We start from the raw sequence: 15,570 nt of genomic DNA, 5'->3' as shown, positions 1-15,570 counted from the left end.
TATTGGCTGCAGGGCGGCGATCACGTCGTGCCCGAAGCGGCTGAATGGCTCGACCTCCCTGCACTCTCCTCGGAGCGGACCGCTGCATCCGGACCGGACAGCCGGCCATCGGCGGGTGCCGCGCCGATCGACCAATGCCGGACCCAGGCCTCCGCGTCGGCGAGTGCGAGCAGCCGGAGATAGTCATTGTTGCGCGGCGGCCCGAGATTGGACAGGGAGCGCTCTACCGCGCGGCGATCGATCACACCCCTCGCGGCGAGCAGGCCGTCCATCAGCTGCTCCCTGATGATGTCCCTGTAAGCGTCGAGCAATTCGATGCAGAATGCGTCCGGTCCTCCTTTGACGGTGCGCTCGATCACCGACGGAGGCAGCACGCCAGCAAAGGCGCTTCGGGCCGCAGAACGATTGATTCCGCCTGCGACCCATGCCCAGCTCGGGATGGCGAGACATTCCTCGATGATGGGTTGCGACAGCAAAGGACAGATGAGCTCGAGATCGGCCTGGTGCCGATTGCCTTCCGCAAAGCGCTGTACACGCACGACCCACTGCACATGAGTCGCGCGGCCAGGTGGGACGCCGCTTCGTGGGACAAGCCACGGATGGCCGGCATGCGCCGAGCCCGTTCCCGCAGCTGGCAGCAGAAAGCGCTCATCTTGCCGGTTCGCCGACGATGTCGGTCCCGCCATCGCTTTTCTCAGCGCCGAAAAGAGCACTGTGGCCAGGCTGCTCTCGGTCATCCGGCAGACGTCCCGCACGGTTTTCCATAGAGCCGGGCGCAATCCTTCGAGCATCAGACGGTCGACGATGGGAGTCGCGTTCTGCATGAAACAGAAGACCGCGTCGCCGCCATTGCCACGAAAGATGGTGCCGGTCGCCTGGGCGTCGCCGATGGCGCGTGCGATGTGATCATAGCTCTGCAGGAACGGTTCGCCGATCGGCCGTGGAAGAAAGGGCGCGCTTGGCCGGCACGGGTCGACGTGCGCGGTCGCAAATTGCGCCTCATGGAGCGGCAGCTTGAGCGCGGAGCATAGTTGACGGGCGTAGTGGCGTTCATCCCCCTCGGGATGCTGGGTCGCCACCGTTACGCAATGCGGTTCGCACCCAGCGCGCGCGAGGGCCGCTGCAATGATCGACGAGTCCAAGCCGCCGGAGACGCCCGCCAGCATGTTTCCGTAAGAACGGCCCAGAGCGCCGATGCAGCCCTCTATGGTCGTGCGGACCCGATTGGCCGTGCCGACCGGATCGCTGACCATCCTGTTCGCGACATGATCCCACGGCGACCATCGAGCTTCCGTCTGGAGCATGGCCCCGTCCCAGATCAGTGCAAATCCTGGCAGCAGTTCGCGTACGCCCCGGATCGCTGTCGATTCCGAACGCTGATTGGGAAAGCGGAATTGGAAGCCGATATTCTCCCAATCGACTTCGACGCGTAGGAGATCGACGACGCCAATGGTCGCCACGTCGGAGGCTATGGCATGGACGCCGTTCGATGAGACATAATAGGCGGGAAGGCCGCCGGACGGATCGCGCAGGACGGCAGTCTCGCGGTCGGCGCCCTGCTCGATGGCGACATAGCTTCCCCAGCAGCGTTCGATGAGAACCGGGAGACAGCTCGCGTCAGGGCTTGTGCATGGCGGATCGACCGAGGTGATCGGCGCATAATCCGATCGACCAAAGAGCCTTCCCAGAACAATGCCGCGATCCGAACCGAGTGAAATTGTCGGGCAAGCTGCATCGGCCATTACTGCGACGCGATCTGTCGCGAAGACCACGCCGAGCGACCCTGTTCGGGAGGCACGTGCGATCAGGCCAGGGAGAATCGCGGGGTCCTCCGACAGGAGAATCAGATAATTTGCCGCCATTAGACGACCAGGATCGGGGAGAAGATCCGGACACGATCCAGGCTGTCGTTGAGCAAGACGGCACCGCGCTGGACCCAGGCATGGGCGGAAAAAGGGCTCGCGGTCACGCCGATGACCAATAGGCCATCGCCTCCCGCCGCGCGCAGCATCCGCAGCAACGCTATCGAACGGATGAGGCAATTGTCAGCCCTGGATATCGCGAACTCGGTGAAGGTGAAGGCCGCATTGAAGCTGTTGACCTCGGTCACGACGTTAACGCGCTCGGTGCGGAACGGGCCCTTCCGCCTCAGCTCGAGGTCGCGGATTACATATTGAAAGCCATGCCTTTTGAGGTCCGACGCAACCCACATCTGATGCCAAAGCGCCCTCAAAACCATCGAGATGCGAATCACGCGGTCCGCTTCATTTGCCCGGATTTCAGTGGGGGCGACGAAGGGTTCCGGATCCCGTGTCGGTCCTACATCCCGCGCCCCACATAGGATTCCCGCAGCGACAAGCTTGCTCGCTGCAAAATCCGCCTGTTCGGCCGGTGCATCGCCCGCCAGGCAGTTACGGAAAGCCGTATTCCAGCTTGGCGGGATGCTGAAATAGCGACCTGCCGCCACGTCCAGGAAGACGATGTGGGCGCCAGTGTCGCAATAATGGAGATTCGACCTGAGATAATGAGCCATGGCACCCGGTCCCTGGTATCGGGGCGCGCAGTGGCCTGCGCGCCCCGATCGGCTTCAATCGTCGAGGATGCCTGCGCCGCCCTTCGGCGACTGATCCTGATCGCGTGACAGGCCGGCGATGCCCTTGGTTTCGACCGTGACCGGTCCAAGGTCGATCAGGTCGCTCTCGGTTTCCATTTCGCGTTGCATTGCTGAACACTCCTTCTCGCTGCGGATTGCAGCGCTGGAATGTTACTGAGCGGATCACATATATGAGACGTTATAAGTGCCCATATTGACCTTAAATACGACGTGACAGCCGGCACCGAGTTCTATCGAACATATGGCGAATAAAATTCGCTATTTGTCGCCTTCACCAACGCTGGCACGCGGCGCAGTCTCCGCCGATGATAGGCCCAGACGGCATCGCGAACGGCGGACTCTCGACCGGATGCGGTCACAATCCATACCGCGCGCAGTTCGCCGACGCGGTCCTTAATCACCGACTCACGCAACCGAGTCGCATAAAGCCGATCGGCGACTCTTGCGACGGCGGCGGCATGCTGCTCATTTCGCGAAAGGCCTGCGAGGCGAGAAAATAGCTCAGTCGTCGCGTCGGCGATTGCGCGAGTATCCTCCGGGTCGAGAGTGTCCAAGGTCGTTGACATGTCGATGCTGATACTGGGGCTTGAGCGATGTTTGATGGCAAGACGCACGATCTGGCCGTGCCAGACATAGAGATCCCGAAGATCGTTTTCCGTAAGGACGGGAAGCTGGAATCCCCCGCCATGATGTGTCTCGATCAATCCCTCCCCCACCAGGCGGTGAATGGCATCGCGCACTGGAGCGATGCTTGTGCCAAATTCCTCCGCGATCGCCTGGGCGACAAGCGTTGTGCCGGGGGCGTAATACCCGCCGACGATCGCGCGGCGCAGGCCCATATAGACCCGCTCCGAAGTGAGCGCCTCGGGCGCCATGATCCGCGGGACCTCAAGCTTCAGCTTCGGGAGGCGACGATTTCGATGCCGACGGCCGTAACCGACTGGAGATCGTATCGACATAATAGTCGCCGATGCAGCGAATGCAGTATTCCTCAAGGGCTGCCACATCGTCGAGAAGCAATTGCCGTGGAAATGTCATCTTATGATCCATGAACATCAGCGGGATCAGGAAATAGGAGGCTGGAAGCCCCACGCCGGATGCACAGCGCAGATGATCCTCAATCGAGGATTTCGGATTACCCGACTCGATCTCGCGTAACCAACGCACACCGATACCGACATCGGACGCCAGTTGCTCCTGTGTTTTCCGTTCTTTCCGTCTCCGCTCTTCGATGCACTTTCCCGAGATCAATTTGATCTGCGCAAGGACAGCCGCATCTCCAATGCCGGATGTGCTTTGAAGCGACACGTGCAGGTTCTCCCTGACTGTTGCTCAAAGCTCCCATTGCACAGTTCGACAGCACGAGAATTGGTGTGATGTACGCTGCGGGTCAAATCCTATCGTTCCCATTTTGGAAGAAGGATTGCTTTCCCGCGCGGGGTTTGCACGAGATCAACTGGCTGAGAAGCGGTTAATTTTCTGTTTCGCGGCCCGCTCTTCGTGACGCGGTGCTGCGATAGGCGTCAGTTAGCTCGCCGTCCTCGACCACTTTGAACGAGACGAGCCCGACAATGTAGAGCTTGCCGATCGGAGGCTTGCAACCGAACTGTTCCGAAGCCTCGAGTCGCTCGACGACCCGTCGCATGACATTGGCAAGCTCGTTCGAACATCCGACGAATCTCTCGATGTCACCTGCGAGCTGGTCGCAAGCCCTTGTCTCGAGTTCAGCTGCTATGTCTTCCACCGCCAGGCGATCGAGGAGCAAAACCGCGACCGAGAGCGTCGCCCCATAGGGAATGAAGTCGCGGACGAGTCGCGCCAGCCGGCAGTGGCAGGCAAGGAACAGGTCGATGCCCTGGTCCGATAATCGAAGTTTGTAGGTCCTCGAACCCGATCTGGCCATTTCCCCTTCCTCGTGATTCGCGTGCTTCCTCTTATTGCTTGACGACATTACGGCGCGGATGGGCACTTTGTGAACAATCGGGGACCCGATTTTCGGCACTGGCGTGCCGGTTCAGGGTCGCGATTGCCGCCACCGGCACGGCAGTGCCCTGGCTATTGCGCCGCCCCAACCACTTACTTCATGACGCGCTCATCCCGACTTGGGGTGACGGCGCGCACGGTTTCGACAACCTCATCGCTCCCAGCCTGAACCCAATCGATTCACCCGGTTATCGCCGCTGCGATTCCCGGACAGAGGAGGCGTGTTTGATGGCCGGTCCAGTTCTCTACGGCGGTGCGGCGGGCATTTCGCTTGCGCTCGCCATCATGCCAGTGATGGCCTGCCCGCGGCAAGTCGGCGCGAGCGTGATCCAAACGGCCCCGCGAGTCCGGGTCATCGCAACCGGTGATGGTTTCGCCATTGCACCCAAGATCAGTGAGCCGGTTGCAGCAGCGGTGCCTCGGACCGTCCCGGTCGGTGCCCAGATGCAAATCGATCGTGACGCCTTCGAGTGCAGCACGCGTCGCTTTGCGAGCGCCGGGAAATGAGCGCCGTGATGCGCAGGGCGCTGCAGGGCCTGCCGGTCCTGGCGTGCGCCGCGACGTTCGCATCCGGTGCGCTGGCGCAGACGGTGGAAACGCCGAAAATTATTGCCGCCGAGCCGCTGACTGTAGCCGCGAAGCAGGCGGAAGAGCAGCTCCGCCAGACCTTCGCCAATCTGCAGTTCGAGGATTTCGGGCCGGCACCCGTCAAGGGTCCGATCTACCAGGCGACCGCAGGCGGGCGGATCCTCTATTATGCGCCGCAGAGTGAGCACATCCTGTTCGCCGCCGTCTACGACAAGAACGGCGTCAACGTCACGGCGCTTGCCCAGGATGCAAGCGCCCGCAAGAAGCTTGGCGCGATCGATCCGGCCAAAGCGCTGGTGATCGGACCCGCGGGGGCGCCGACGGTGATCGAGTTCACCGATCCCGAATGTCCCTATTGCCGCGCGCTGGAGAAATTCTGGATCGCCAAGGCGGCCGAAGGCAAGCCGGTCCGGCGCCTGATCTACTTCGTCAGCGGCATCCATCCGCAAGCGGCGGCGAAGTCGGAGCATATCCTGTGCTCGGCCGACAAAGTGGCCGAGTTCAAGGCCATCTATGGCGGTTCTCAGCCCTCGGCGCTTCGCAGATGCGCTTTCGGTCACGCCAAGGTCGAGGCAGATGCCGAGGTAACCGCCAAGATCGGGATCACCGGCACGCCGACGCTGATCGTCGACGGCAAGCTCGTCTCGGGCTTCCAGCAGGGCGAACTTGAGCAGTTCCTCGACGCTCAATCGGCGAAGACCGATGCGAAGCACTGATCGTCAGCGCGCGGCGTCGCGCGCGTCCATCCCTTTTGGCGGCCGTTCGGGGGGCCGGCCCGGGCGGAGCGCCTCGGCTCTACCGACACGGGCCGGAATGCCGACGGCCGTGGCTCCCCTGGAGCCGCCCACCACGCCGCTCGGCCGCCAACGTGCTCACACGGTGTCGGCAGGCATCTTCCCGGGCGGCTCCGCCAACGCACGGAGTGTCAAAATGATCAGAAAGATCGGGAAACATGTGTTCGGGGTCGCGAATATCGGCGTCCCTTTGGTGTTGTTCGCGACGATGAGCGGTGGCGCCCACGCGTTCACCGCGCCCGCCACCGGCGACCTTGGGTACGACATCTACAACATCGTCGTGAACAAGGGCGTCAAAGGCCCGATGGGCTTTGTGGCCGGCGTCGCGGCCTTCCTGTTCGGCGTGTCGCGGCTGTTCTCGAACGTCATGATCGGGATCCCGACCATCGTCGCCGCGGTGTGCCTCATCAAGGCGGACACCATCCTCCAGACTTTCGGGATGGTCGTCTGAGCTGATCGGCCGCGCGGGGCATGTTTCCGCGCGGCCCACGAGCCGGGCCGAAAGGCTCGGAAAACGACAACCCGGGCTCTTCGGGCTGTCTTGAAGCAGGAGGAGAAGAGCGTTGGACGAACGTCTGCCCCAGTATCTTCACCTGCCGGTCCAGATTCTCTGGTTCGGTGCGGATGAGTTCATCCTGGTCATGTCGACGATCTTTGTCGCCGTCATCGTTGGCGGCGTGATCGGGTGGTCGCTGATCGGCGCTCTTCTCCTTTTCATCCCCTGGAAGCGTACGAAGCCGCGCGGGTTCGTGCCCCACCTCGCCTGGCGCTGGGGGCTGATCTCCTTCCGTCATTATCCGGGTCCGACCCAGACCCGCTTCTTCGAGTAGAACCGATGGCGCTCTTCCGCAGATCACGCCCGAAGGACTGGGATCCGCTCGCCGACAAGCCGGCCAGCTGGGGTATTCACCGCTACCTTCAGGGCTCGGCCAATCTCTTCGAGGAGAACCGGCTGCTCAAATTCGCGATTGTGGGCCTGTTCGGCATCACCGCGGTGCTCGGCATGCTGATCTACACGTCGAACCAGAACCAGCGGACCGTGGTCGTGCCGTTCGGCACCGGCGGCGATCTCTATGTGACCGGCAACGCACCGTCGACGCCGTACCTGCGGATGATGACGCGGAACATCGTCAGCCTCTCGGGCACCTATTCGGCCTATTCCGCCGATCCGCAGTTCCAGGAATTGCTGAGCATCGTGCACCCGTCGGCCTATAACAGCATCCGCGACAGCCTCACCGCCATTCTCGACGAGCTCTCGGACAATCCGACGCTGTCGATCGCGACCTATATCCGGCCCGACCAGCCCGTCCTGACGACCAGCACCGACATCGTCGTGCCGGTGGAGAAGGTCCGCGTGATCGGCGGTGTGATCCGCAAATTCCGGGGAAACTTACGAATTGGCTACGCGATCGACAATGGCCGTTTCTGGCTGACGTCCCTGCATGAGGAGAATTTCGATGCCGAGACCCGGTAATCGTGGTTGTGTGAGCCTGCTCCTGGCCGGCATGGTCTTCGCGACGCCGCCGGCATTCGCCCAGGCGATCACCGCCCTCCCCGATCAGACCGCCTCGATCCGGCTGTCCAATCGCGACGTCAATCACATCATCTGCCAGGGCGGCGAGATCGAAGACGTCAAATTCTCGGCCGAGAAGGCGATCGCCGTCGAACGCGGTGGGGCGGACGCCTGGATCAAATTCCTGGTGAAGGAGGTCGACGGCGAAGGGACGCCGACACGGACCTATGTGACGAGCCCTTCCGAGTTCTTCGTGTCGTGCAACGGGGCGATCTATCCGCTCTATACCGAGCCGTCGGACATTCCCGCCCAGACCGTGATCCTGGCGGCAGGGAGCACCCAGCGGGCGCGCGCCAACCAAGACCTGCTCGGGCCACTGGTCGAGGAAGAACGCGCCGTTTCGATCACGCTTTCGATGTTGCAGGACCGTGTGCCGGCGAGCTTTGCCGAGGTCGCGCCGATCGCCGGCGACATCGTCCTTCCGACCCTGCCCGCAGCCCGGCTCCATGAACGCCGGCGGTTTGCGATTGAAGGCGCTGGCCTCTCCGCATCCGAATATCTGGTCCAGGCGTCAGCCGCCCTTGTCCTCGCCGAGCCCCAGTTCCTGGTGTCGATGCTCGGCTCGAACATCTTCGCGGTCACGCTCGATCGCATCGCGCTGAAGGCGGGCGATAGCGCCCGGCTCATCATCATTCGCCGGGGAGCTGTCCAATGAGCGAGAGACCAGAAGAGACCGCACCGGATGCCGCTGGGCCTGGTGAGCAGAGCCCTTTCCAGGCGCATCTCGCCGCTCAGGCGGCGCAGGACGGCGGTGACGACGCGCGGGGTGCGGCGCTGCTCGACTGGCGCGCGCGCTGGGACTCGCTGAGTTCGACGGGCAAGCTGCGCGTGAAGCAATTCGGCGTGGCCACGGCGATCGGCGTGCTTGGCTACGGCCTCTATTCTGCGAGCACGGCCGACAAGCCGGTCGTTGCGGCGCCCGAGGCCTCCAAGCTCGATATGGGCGCGGGCCTGCGCGGCGACAGCCTCGAGGTGAAGCTGCGTGGCGATTTGAAAAAGGTTCTGGACGGCCAGTCCATGCTCGGCGATCGGGTGACGGCGATCGAGGAGGGCAAGACACCGATCGGAGCGCAAGGCACCGGCCCCGTGGCAGCAGGGGCGGACGGCGCGCCATTGCCGCCTGCCCTTCCCGGCGGCGGCGCGCCGGAGTTTCCGCCATCGCCATCCGGTGCTTCGGGCGCGGCGGGCGACAATAGTTTGCCAGCCCCGCCATCCGCACCGGTGGGACCCCCCGCTCCGCCGGCACCGCCGGTCGAAAAAGTGGTGGGTGCAATCGGGGCCGCCACATCGCCGGTCGTCCAGAAGGATGCGGCCGCGGCGTCGGACGAGTCGAAAAAAAAGATTCGGACGATCTATTTGCCGCCTGGTTTCATGAAGGCGCGGCTGCTGACGGGCGTGGACGCCTTGGCGAGCCACGACGCAACCTCGAACCCGGAGCCGATTATCGCGCGGGTCCAGGCGCCGGCCGTGCTCCCCAATGACGTCAAGGCGAACCTCTCGGGCTGTTTCGTCATCGGCAACGCGACCGGCAGCCTCGCCAAGGAGCGCGTCGAGATCCAGCTCGTGACGCTTTCCTGCGTCGACTTCGACGAACATTCGGTCGTCGACCAGAGCGTCAAGGGTTTCTTTGTCGATACAGACGGCAAGAAGGGCCTGTCGGGCAAGGTCGTCACCCGCGCCGGCGCGGCATTGGCCCGGACCTTTATCGCGGGGACCATCAGCGGCATCGCCCAGACGGTTGAGAACACCTTTGGTGATACGTCGACCTCGGCGCTCGGCACGGTGAGGACGCTTAATGCCGGCGATGCCGCCAAGTCCGGCATAGCGGGCGGCCTTTCCAAATCTTCGGACAAGCTGACCGATTTCTATCTCGATCTCGCGCGCCAGGCCGGCCCGATCGTCGAGGTCGGCGCGGCGAAGGACGTGGTCGTTGTCATCCAGGAGGGCGTGACCCTCGAAATCAAACCATCGGCGGGGAGCAAATTCTGATGCCCAGGACCCTTTCACGCAAAGTCTCGATCCGCAGTCACCGACTGCTTCTCATGCCCGTAATCGCGGCCCTCGGCGGGTGCGCGACACTCGGCTCGGTGATGTCGCCTTACTCCGAAAAATATAGCTGCAAGAACAGCGACCATGGGCAGTGCGTCCATCCCGAGAAGGCCTATGAGGATGCGGTCGCCGGCCGGCCGTCCCGGTCGGACCCTGCCGTCACCAACGACAAGAAGCTGCTGCGTGGCCAGGCTGCTGCACCGGCAATGCCCGGCATGGTGTCTGGTGCGCTGGGCAAAGGCGCGGCAGCGCCCGCGGGTGCCTATCTCGGGTATAAGGACAGCGTCTATCGCGAGCTTCAGGGGCTGATCGACCAACCGGTCACGCCGATGCTCAAACCGCCGCGAACCGTTCGCACGCTGATCCTGCCTTATGCCGACCGTCAGCGGCCCGACCGGCTCTACATGCCGCGCTTCGTCTTCTCGATCGTCGAGACGCCCGCCTGGGTCGTCGGCGACTATCTGGTCGATCCGGTTCAGCCATCGACCCAGGCGCCCGTCCTGGGTCAGGTCCAGGAGCGCGAGATTGACGGGGCGATCTCCGCAACGGCGCTGGCGCCGCCGGCCAGGGACCCGCGCACGCTGGTACCTGCGCCCATGAATGCGCGCCCGTTGGCACCGACGCCCAGGGCTTCGAGCAGGCTCGTGCCCGGGCCGAAGGATCAGAGCAAGTGAAGGCGCGCGGCACCCGAACTGGCGGCGACCTGAGCTTTGCCCAGCTTCGGCAAAGCGTCGCGCGTGATCGCTTCTCCGATTACCTGCCGCTCGTCGCATGGGACGAGGATGAGGAGGCGTTCCTCTGCATCGACGATGGCTGGGGTTATGGCTGGGAGCTTGTGCCGAGCGCCTACATGTTTGCGCATGTGCATCAGGCGCTGCTCGGGCTCCTCAACATCCACTTCCCCGATGGCACGGTCCTTCAGCTTCACAGTTTCGCCGATCCGCTGATCGAGACGACGCTCGATGCGTTTCTCGACCTCAAGACCCGCGACGATCCCCTGATCCAGGCATCGGCCAGGCGCACCGCCGATTATCTGCTGGCGGGGACGCACGGGCTTCGCGCAATGCACGGCATTCCCGTCCGGGATTTTCGTACGATCCTGTCGGTGAAGACGAGGCGGCCGCTGAGTAGCGACCTTCGCCGTCAGGTCGAGGAGCAGCTTGCAAAGCTTGGCATCGTTCGCTTGCCGCCAGAGGAGATCGTCTCCTTCTATCGGCGCATCTTCAATGGCGTGTTCGCCGCCGCTCCTGGCGTCTTCTCGTCGAGCCCCGATGCGACCGGCGCGGCGCCGCCGGTCCGCAAGCAGATCATCGACGCCGGTCCCGATCTCCTGTTCGAGGGACCGGAGCTGTTCCTCGGCAACCAGGTGGCGCGCTGCCTGACGCCCAAGTCACCGGCGCGGCGCATCACGGCCGAGCGCGCCAACCGACTGACCGGCGGCATGCGCGGGAGCGCGGAGGATAGCGACCAGATCGGGGGGCCGTTCCTCTACACGCTCAACGTCCTGTTCGATCACTCGCAGTTCGAGATTCACAAGCGCGCGCAGGTGCTCTCGGCGCAGAAGGCCGCCGGCAGCTTCGCGGTCGAGGTGAGCAAACAGATCGAGGAGATCGGTTGGATCCTCGACGAGGCCGGCAACTCCAAATTCGTGCGCGTGATCCCGACCGTCTGGGTATTCGGTCGCACCAGCGCCCATGCCCGCGAGATGGCCGCGCGCGCCAAGCGGCTCTGGGAAGGAGAACCGCTCCCTTTCATGATGCAGGAGGAGAGCTATCTCAATCCGATCCTGCTCACGATGAGTCTGCCCTTCGGGCTTTACCCCGATGGCCGGACCCTGCGCATGCTCGAGCGCGATTTCCGCATGCCGGTGAAGGCCGCGGTGCTGATGGCGCCGGTCCAGACCGATTTCCGCGGTGGCGGCCGCCCTGCCCTGCTCTATACCGGTCGGAAGGGCCAGCTGGTCACGCTCGACCTGTTCGATCCGCGCATCAACAACTACAATTTCATCGTCTCGGCGGAGAGCGGCGCCGGCAAGAGCTTCCTGCTCAACAATCTGTGTCAGCAATATTATGCGCAGAATGCGCTGATCCGCATCATCGACATCGGCGGCAGCTACCGTAAGCTCTGCACGCTCTGCTCAGGACGCTATATCGACATCGGCGAGGAGCAACTGGTCCTCAATCCGTTCGACATGGGCTTTGCGCTCGACGGCGAGGACAAGCAGTCGGCGATCTCGATGGCGGTGGCGATCGTCGCCGAGATGGCCAATGCGGCGACCCGAAAGGGCGTCACCACCTCGGAATGGAATCTCCTGAAGTCCGCGGTCCAGTGGACGATCGACGAAGGCCATGCCGAGGAAGGCATTGACGCGGTCCGTGCCTGGCTCGGCGCCTATCCCGAGTTCGCAGCCTCGGATCTCGACAGGGTGGATCATCTCGTGCCGGTCGCGCGCGAGCTTGCCTTCAACCTGCGCGATTTCGCGAGTGAGGGTGCCTACGGCCATTTCTTCAACGGCCCCTCGACCTTCGACATAACCGCGGACGAGTTCGTCGTGCTCGAACTCGAGCGGCTGAAGAGCATGCCCGACCTGTTCAACGTCATCGTCATGGTGGTGGTGAACGCGGTCACGCAGGAGCTTTATCTCTCGGCGCGCGATCGACCGCGCTTCGTGCTCTGCGACGAAGCCGCACAGTTCATGACCAAGACCGAGGGGCAGGACCTGTCGCGGCTGGCCGAAGCGTTCGGCCAGGGCTACCGCCGCGCGCGCAAATATCAGGGCTCGTTCGGCATCGTGCTGCAGTCGATGAACGACCTGATGCTGTTCGGCGGCACCGGCCAGGTCATCCTCGAGAACGCCGCGACGCGGTTCCTCCTCCAGGGCTCGACCTATGACAAAGCGGTCGAGAACAAGATTCTCGATTATTCGGGGTTCGTCCTCGACCTGTTGAAGTCGGTCCGGAACTCGAAGCCCAATTATAGCGAGGTCTTCATCGACTCTCCGCTGGGTCTCGGCATCGCCCGGCTTGTCGTCGACCCCTTCTCTTACTGGATCAACACCAGCGCACCGCAGGAGGTGGCTGCTTTCGAGGCGCTGCTGCGCGCCGGGCGCTCGCCGCTAGACGCGGTGTGTGAACTCGCCGGCGTCGATCCGGCAGAGATCCTCGGACAGCGCCCCGAACTGCCCGTGCGTGAGGAGATGGCGTGATGCTGAAGCGCAAGCCTCCACAGAAGCAGATGGCCTTTGATCTGTCCTCCTTCGACAGCAGCAAGGATGCTCAGCTCGAACGGATGATCGAAGCACGCGTCGCGATCCGCGCCGAGGCGGAGGCGATCCGCTGGCGCTTCCGGCTGATCGCGATCGAGACGGTGATGATGGCGAGCCTGGTGCTCGCAGCCGGGTTCGCCCTCAACCAGCCTCGCGCGATGGTGTTGCGCGGCGCGCTCATCGTCGGCGCAGCGTGCTTTGCGAGCGGCGTCATGCTGATCGGCCTGTCCGGCGTTACCGGTCTGGCGATCTCCGCCTTTCGTCGGTGGAGGGCGCGATGATCCGCGTGACACTCGCCGACGGCACCGCGGAGCTGATCGAGCGCGAGATCGAACCGCGCCGGCCGGGCGAGACGCTGTACGATTTCATGCTGCGCTCAGCGCACGAGACCACGCTCGAGGCGAGAGCGCTGCGCGCCCTGCTCGATGCCCATGTGGCGAGCCTTCGTGCGGAGCGTGCGTCCGTCGTGCGGCGGCGGCGTGCGATGCTCGTTGGGCAAAGTCTCATCGCGGGCATGGTCGCGAGCGTTCTGATCCGGCCCGACACGATCGGCGATGCATGCATTATCGCGATGCCGGTGGCGGTCCTGACCACGGGTGCCAGCCTGGTGCTGTCGTTCTTCATGCCGGTTCTCGACCAGGGTTTCATCCGGATGGCGCGTCGGTGGCGGCGATGAGGGGCATATTATCCTCGACGCCGTCGCTCGGCTCTATCCGCCTGCTGCTCGGCAGCAAGCTGCTGTTGCTGATCCAGGCGTGGATCGTGCTGCGCAGCGATCGGCTTCTTAACGGCATGCTGTGGTTCGTCGTCGGCGCGATCGTCGTCATCGCCGTCCTGTGTCTCGTCGGTGCCGTTATCGGCGAGCCGGACGACAGCGCCGATGACCATAACCGGCCGTGGCGGCGCAGAGCGGAGGGTCGTCATCATGAATGAGGCTATTCGCGGCGCGGCAAGCTTCACTACCCCTGCGCGCATTCGTGTCGTGCTGTTCCAGGGCGCCACAACAATCGTTCTGCTCGCCTGCGCGCTCGTCACCGCTGCGGCGCATGCCCAGACCTCGGTGATCGGACGCACCTGGCCGATCGCGGAACCCGACGCCCTGGAGGAAATCGAGGGTCGCACACAGAAGCTGCCGCCCAATATGGCGAGCCGTTTCGGCCCGCGCGAGAACTGGTCGGCGATGAAGGCGGCCCCGCTGGCCGTGGCGCAGGCGAACCGCGTGCGCAGCGTCGTTCCTTTCTACACGCTCGATTTCGATGTGAAGCTTCCTGACGGAAAGCTGCTCTATCCGAAGGGCTTCACGTTTAATCCGCTGACTTATGTGTCGCTGCCGCAGCGACTGGTGGTCGTCCGCCCCGAGGATCTCGGCTGGGCCCTGCGTACCGCCAGCCCGTCCGACTGGATACTGCTCGCCGCCGGCGCGCGGGCCGGTGCCGATCCGATTGCGCTGGGCCAGAAGGTCGGCCGCTCGCTGTTCATTCTTGAGGAGCGCGTGAAGGACCGGCTCGGCCTCGAGGTTGCGCCCGTCATCGTTTCGCAGGTCGGCCAAAAATTGGAGCTGACCGAGGTCAAGCTCAGTCGCACCGGGAGCGTGGTACGATGAACCGGCTTGCCCTGTTGCGCAGCATTGCGGCTGCCTTCCTCCTCCTCATTCTGTCGCCCGCTTCGCCGGCGCATGCCTCGTCCTGCCCGACCGGGACCGTGTTTAATCCAATCACCAAGGTGCGGTGGACCTGCATCTTTCCAATCACGATCGGCGGCGTGAAGATCGGCACATTCGACAAGCTCGGCAAGGCGCTCGACGCGCAATCCTCCTCGAGTCCGGTCTGCGCCTGCCGCAAGGGTGCGACCTTCTGGTTCGGCGTGAAGGTCTCCTTCTGGTCGCCCAACCGCATGGTCGACGTCGTGACTGAACCGGGCTGCATGATGGCGCTCGGCGTCGACCTGATGCCGACCCATGGCAAATTGCAGGGCAGCCAGTCGTCGATCGCTGACGGCACCAACACGCGCAAGATGTTCGCGCAGATGCATTATTATATCTCGCCGGTCTGGAAGATGCTCGACATGTTCACGGACCTGCCCTGCTTCCAGGATGACGGCTTCGACGTCGCCCTCATCACCGAGGTGCTGCCGACGTGGCAGTCGGGCACGCTCGGCGCGATCATCCAGCCCGAGGGCATATTGTTCGGCAATCCGGCCGCCGGCCTCGCCTGCATGGCAGACAGCGCGGCCGCAGCCGCCGGCAAGGTCCTCGACCCGCTCTTCTGGTGCATGGGAAGCTGGGGCGCGACCTATCCGATCGCCGGCGACATCCATTTCGATGACTCGGTCGAGGCCTGGGCCGGACTCGCCGCACGCGGCACCTTCATGATGGGGCGCCTCGGCGCGCTCACCATCTCGTCGACGGACGGCTGCTCGTTCAAGGCGCAGCCGATCTGGACCAAGTCCCGCTACAAGCTCCAGCTGATGGAGCCGGTCAAGGGCGGCCAATGCGTCAATATCGGCCGGCCTGGATCCTTGTGGTCGAGCGCCAAGCACGCGCCCGGCAAGGACAATGCTCAATTCATGCTCTTCGAAAAGACGATCTGCTGCGCCGGAGTGTCGGTGCCATGAGCGGGTCGTTTGACGGACACCTCGTCAGTCCCGGACGTCAGGCCGGGTCTGCCCGCCAGGACCCGTTGGGTCTCCCGGGACAAAGCGAGGT

20 protein-coding genes are annotated in these 15,570 nt (G+C 63.7%); 14 read left to right on the top strand and 6 right to left on the bottom strand.

From position 1 onward, the window contains the following. Nucleotides 1-20 precede the first annotated feature (20 nt). The 6 genes from H5V43_RS23850 to H5V43_RS03710 form a co-directional block, all read right to left on the bottom strand. A complete protein-coding gene (locus tag H5V43_RS23850) occupies nt 21-1,862 on the bottom strand; it encodes an asparagine synthase-related protein (protein ID WP_338055804.1) in 1,842 nt (613 codons plus the stop codon). Beyond that, nucleotides 1,862-2,533: a lasso peptide biosynthesis B2 protein gene (locus H5V43_RS03730; protein ID WP_025550730.1), complete on the bottom strand. Its 672-nt coding sequence runs from the start codon at nt 2,531-2,533 to the stop codon at nt 1,862-1,864. The genes H5V43_RS23850 and H5V43_RS03730 overlap by 1 nt, the downstream gene beginning before the upstream one ends. 54 nt (nt 2,534-2,587) lie before the next feature. Then, nucleotides 2,588-2,722 carry a benenodin family lasso peptide gene (locus H5V43_RS03725; RefSeq protein ID WP_128830833.1) on the bottom strand — a complete coding sequence of 45 codons (135 nt, stop codon included), beginning with the start codon at nt 2,720-2,722 and terminating at the stop codon, nt 2,588-2,590. A 122-nt stretch (nt 2,723-2,844) separates the two neighbouring features. Continuing rightward, a complete protein-coding gene (locus tag H5V43_RS03720; RefSeq protein ID WP_025550732.1) occupies nt 2,845-3,489 on the bottom strand; it encodes a GntR family transcriptional regulator in 645 nt (214 codons plus the stop codon). A 13-nt stretch (nt 3,490-3,502) separates the two neighbouring features. Beyond that, nucleotides 3,503-3,922, bottom strand: coding sequence for a helix-turn-helix domain-containing protein (locus H5V43_RS03715; RefSeq protein ID WP_193666771.1), 420 nt, complete (start codon nt 3,920-3,922; stop codon nt 3,503-3,505). Nucleotides 3,923-4,085: 163 nt separating this feature from the next. After that, a complete protein-coding gene (locus tag H5V43_RS03710) occupies nt 4,086-4,517 on the bottom strand; it encodes a hypothetical protein (protein WP_025549870.1) in 432 nt (143 codons plus the stop codon). A 308-nt stretch (nt 4,518-4,825) separates the two neighbouring features. Between H5V43_RS03710 and H5V43_RS03705 the strand changes: the two genes are divergently transcribed. From H5V43_RS03705 to H5V43_RS03640, 14 genes are all read left to right on the top strand, one after another. Further along, nucleotides 4,826-5,104, top strand: a complete 279-nt coding sequence (locus H5V43_RS03705) for a hypothetical protein (protein ID WP_025549871.1) — start codon at nt 4,826-4,828, stop codon at nt 5,102-5,104. Beyond that, the gene (locus H5V43_RS03700) at nt 5,101-5,901 is read left to right on the top strand and encodes a DsbC family protein (RefSeq protein ID WP_244968658.1); all 801 of its coding nucleotides are present in this window, start codon (nt 5,101-5,103) and stop codon (nt 5,899-5,901) included. The genes H5V43_RS03705 and H5V43_RS03700 overlap by 4 nt, the downstream gene beginning before the upstream one ends. 214 nt (nt 5,902-6,115) lie before the next feature. Beyond that, on the top strand, nt 6,116-6,430 hold the full coding sequence (locus tag H5V43_RS03695; RefSeq protein ID WP_025549873.1) for a hypothetical protein: 315 nt from the start codon (nt 6,116-6,118) through the stop codon (nt 6,428-6,430). Between the two features lie 112 nt (nt 6,431-6,542). Beyond that, nucleotides 6,543-6,809, top strand: a complete 267-nt coding sequence (locus tag H5V43_RS03690; protein ID WP_025549874.1) for a type IV conjugative transfer system protein TraL — start codon at nt 6,543-6,545, stop codon at nt 6,807-6,809. Nucleotides 6,810-6,814: 5 nt separating this feature from the next. Continuing rightward, the gene (locus H5V43_RS03685; RefSeq protein WP_025549875.1) at nt 6,815-7,453 is read left to right on the top strand and encodes a TraE/TraK family type IV conjugative transfer system protein; all 639 of its coding nucleotides are present in this window, start codon (nt 6,815-6,817) and stop codon (nt 7,451-7,453) included. A 31-nt stretch (nt 7,454-7,484) separates the two neighbouring features. After that, the gene (locus tag H5V43_RS03680; protein WP_200887631.1) at nt 7,485-8,207 is read left to right on the top strand and encodes a type-F conjugative transfer system secretin TraK; all 723 of its coding nucleotides are present in this window, start codon (nt 7,485-7,487) and stop codon (nt 8,205-8,207) included. Further along, nucleotides 8,204-9,541, top strand: a complete 1,338-nt coding sequence (locus H5V43_RS03675; protein WP_025549877.1) for a TraB/VirB10 family protein — start codon at nt 8,204-8,206, stop codon at nt 9,539-9,541. The genes H5V43_RS03680 and H5V43_RS03675 overlap by 4 nt, the downstream gene beginning before the upstream one ends. Nucleotides 9,542-9,642: 101 nt before the next feature. Further along, nucleotides 9,643-10,275, top strand: a complete 633-nt coding sequence (locus tag H5V43_RS03670; RefSeq protein WP_244968657.1) for a TraV family lipoprotein — start codon at nt 9,643-9,645, stop codon at nt 10,273-10,275. Then, entirely contained in the window at nt 10,272-12,806 is a 2,535-nt protein-coding gene (locus H5V43_RS03665; RefSeq protein WP_025549879.1) for a TraC family protein, read from the top strand. Before H5V43_RS03670 ends, H5V43_RS03665 begins: the two co-directional genes overlap by 4 nt. Continuing rightward, nucleotides 12,806-13,147, top strand: a complete 342-nt coding sequence (locus tag H5V43_RS03660; RefSeq protein ID WP_025549880.1) for a hypothetical protein — start codon at nt 12,806-12,808, stop codon at nt 13,145-13,147. The genes H5V43_RS03665 and H5V43_RS03660 overlap by 1 nt, the downstream gene beginning before the upstream one ends. Beyond that, entirely contained in the window at nt 13,144-13,542 is a 399-nt protein-coding gene (locus H5V43_RS03655; protein WP_025549881.1) for a hypothetical protein, read from the top strand. The genes H5V43_RS03660 and H5V43_RS03655 overlap by 4 nt, the downstream gene beginning before the upstream one ends. After that, on the top strand, nt 13,530-13,799 hold the full coding sequence (locus H5V43_RS03650) for a hypothetical protein (RefSeq protein ID WP_052816718.1): 270 nt from the start codon (nt 13,530-13,532) through the stop codon (nt 13,797-13,799). Before H5V43_RS03655 ends, H5V43_RS03650 begins: the two co-directional genes overlap by 13 nt. Continuing rightward, nucleotides 13,792-14,469: a conjugal transfer protein TraW gene (locus H5V43_RS03645; RefSeq protein WP_244968656.1), complete on the top strand. Its 678-nt coding sequence runs from the start codon at nt 13,792-13,794 to the stop codon at nt 14,467-14,469. Before H5V43_RS03650 ends, H5V43_RS03645 begins: the two co-directional genes overlap by 8 nt. Continuing rightward, a complete protein-coding gene (locus H5V43_RS03640) occupies nt 14,466-15,479 on the top strand; it encodes a TraU family protein (RefSeq protein ID WP_025549884.1) in 1,014 nt (337 codons plus the stop codon). The genes H5V43_RS03645 and H5V43_RS03640 overlap by 4 nt, the downstream gene beginning before the upstream one ends. Nucleotides 15,480-15,570: the final 91 nt, after the last annotated feature.

Origin of the sequence: Sphingobium fuliginis (assembly GCF_015074805.1) — a bacterium.
GTDB lineage: Bacteria > Pseudomonadota > Alphaproteobacteria > Sphingomonadales > Sphingomonadaceae > Sphingobium > Sphingobium fuliginis.
The sequence above is the reverse complement of the archived record's forward strand: the minus strand, read 5'-3'. Positions and strand labels throughout refer to the sequence as shown.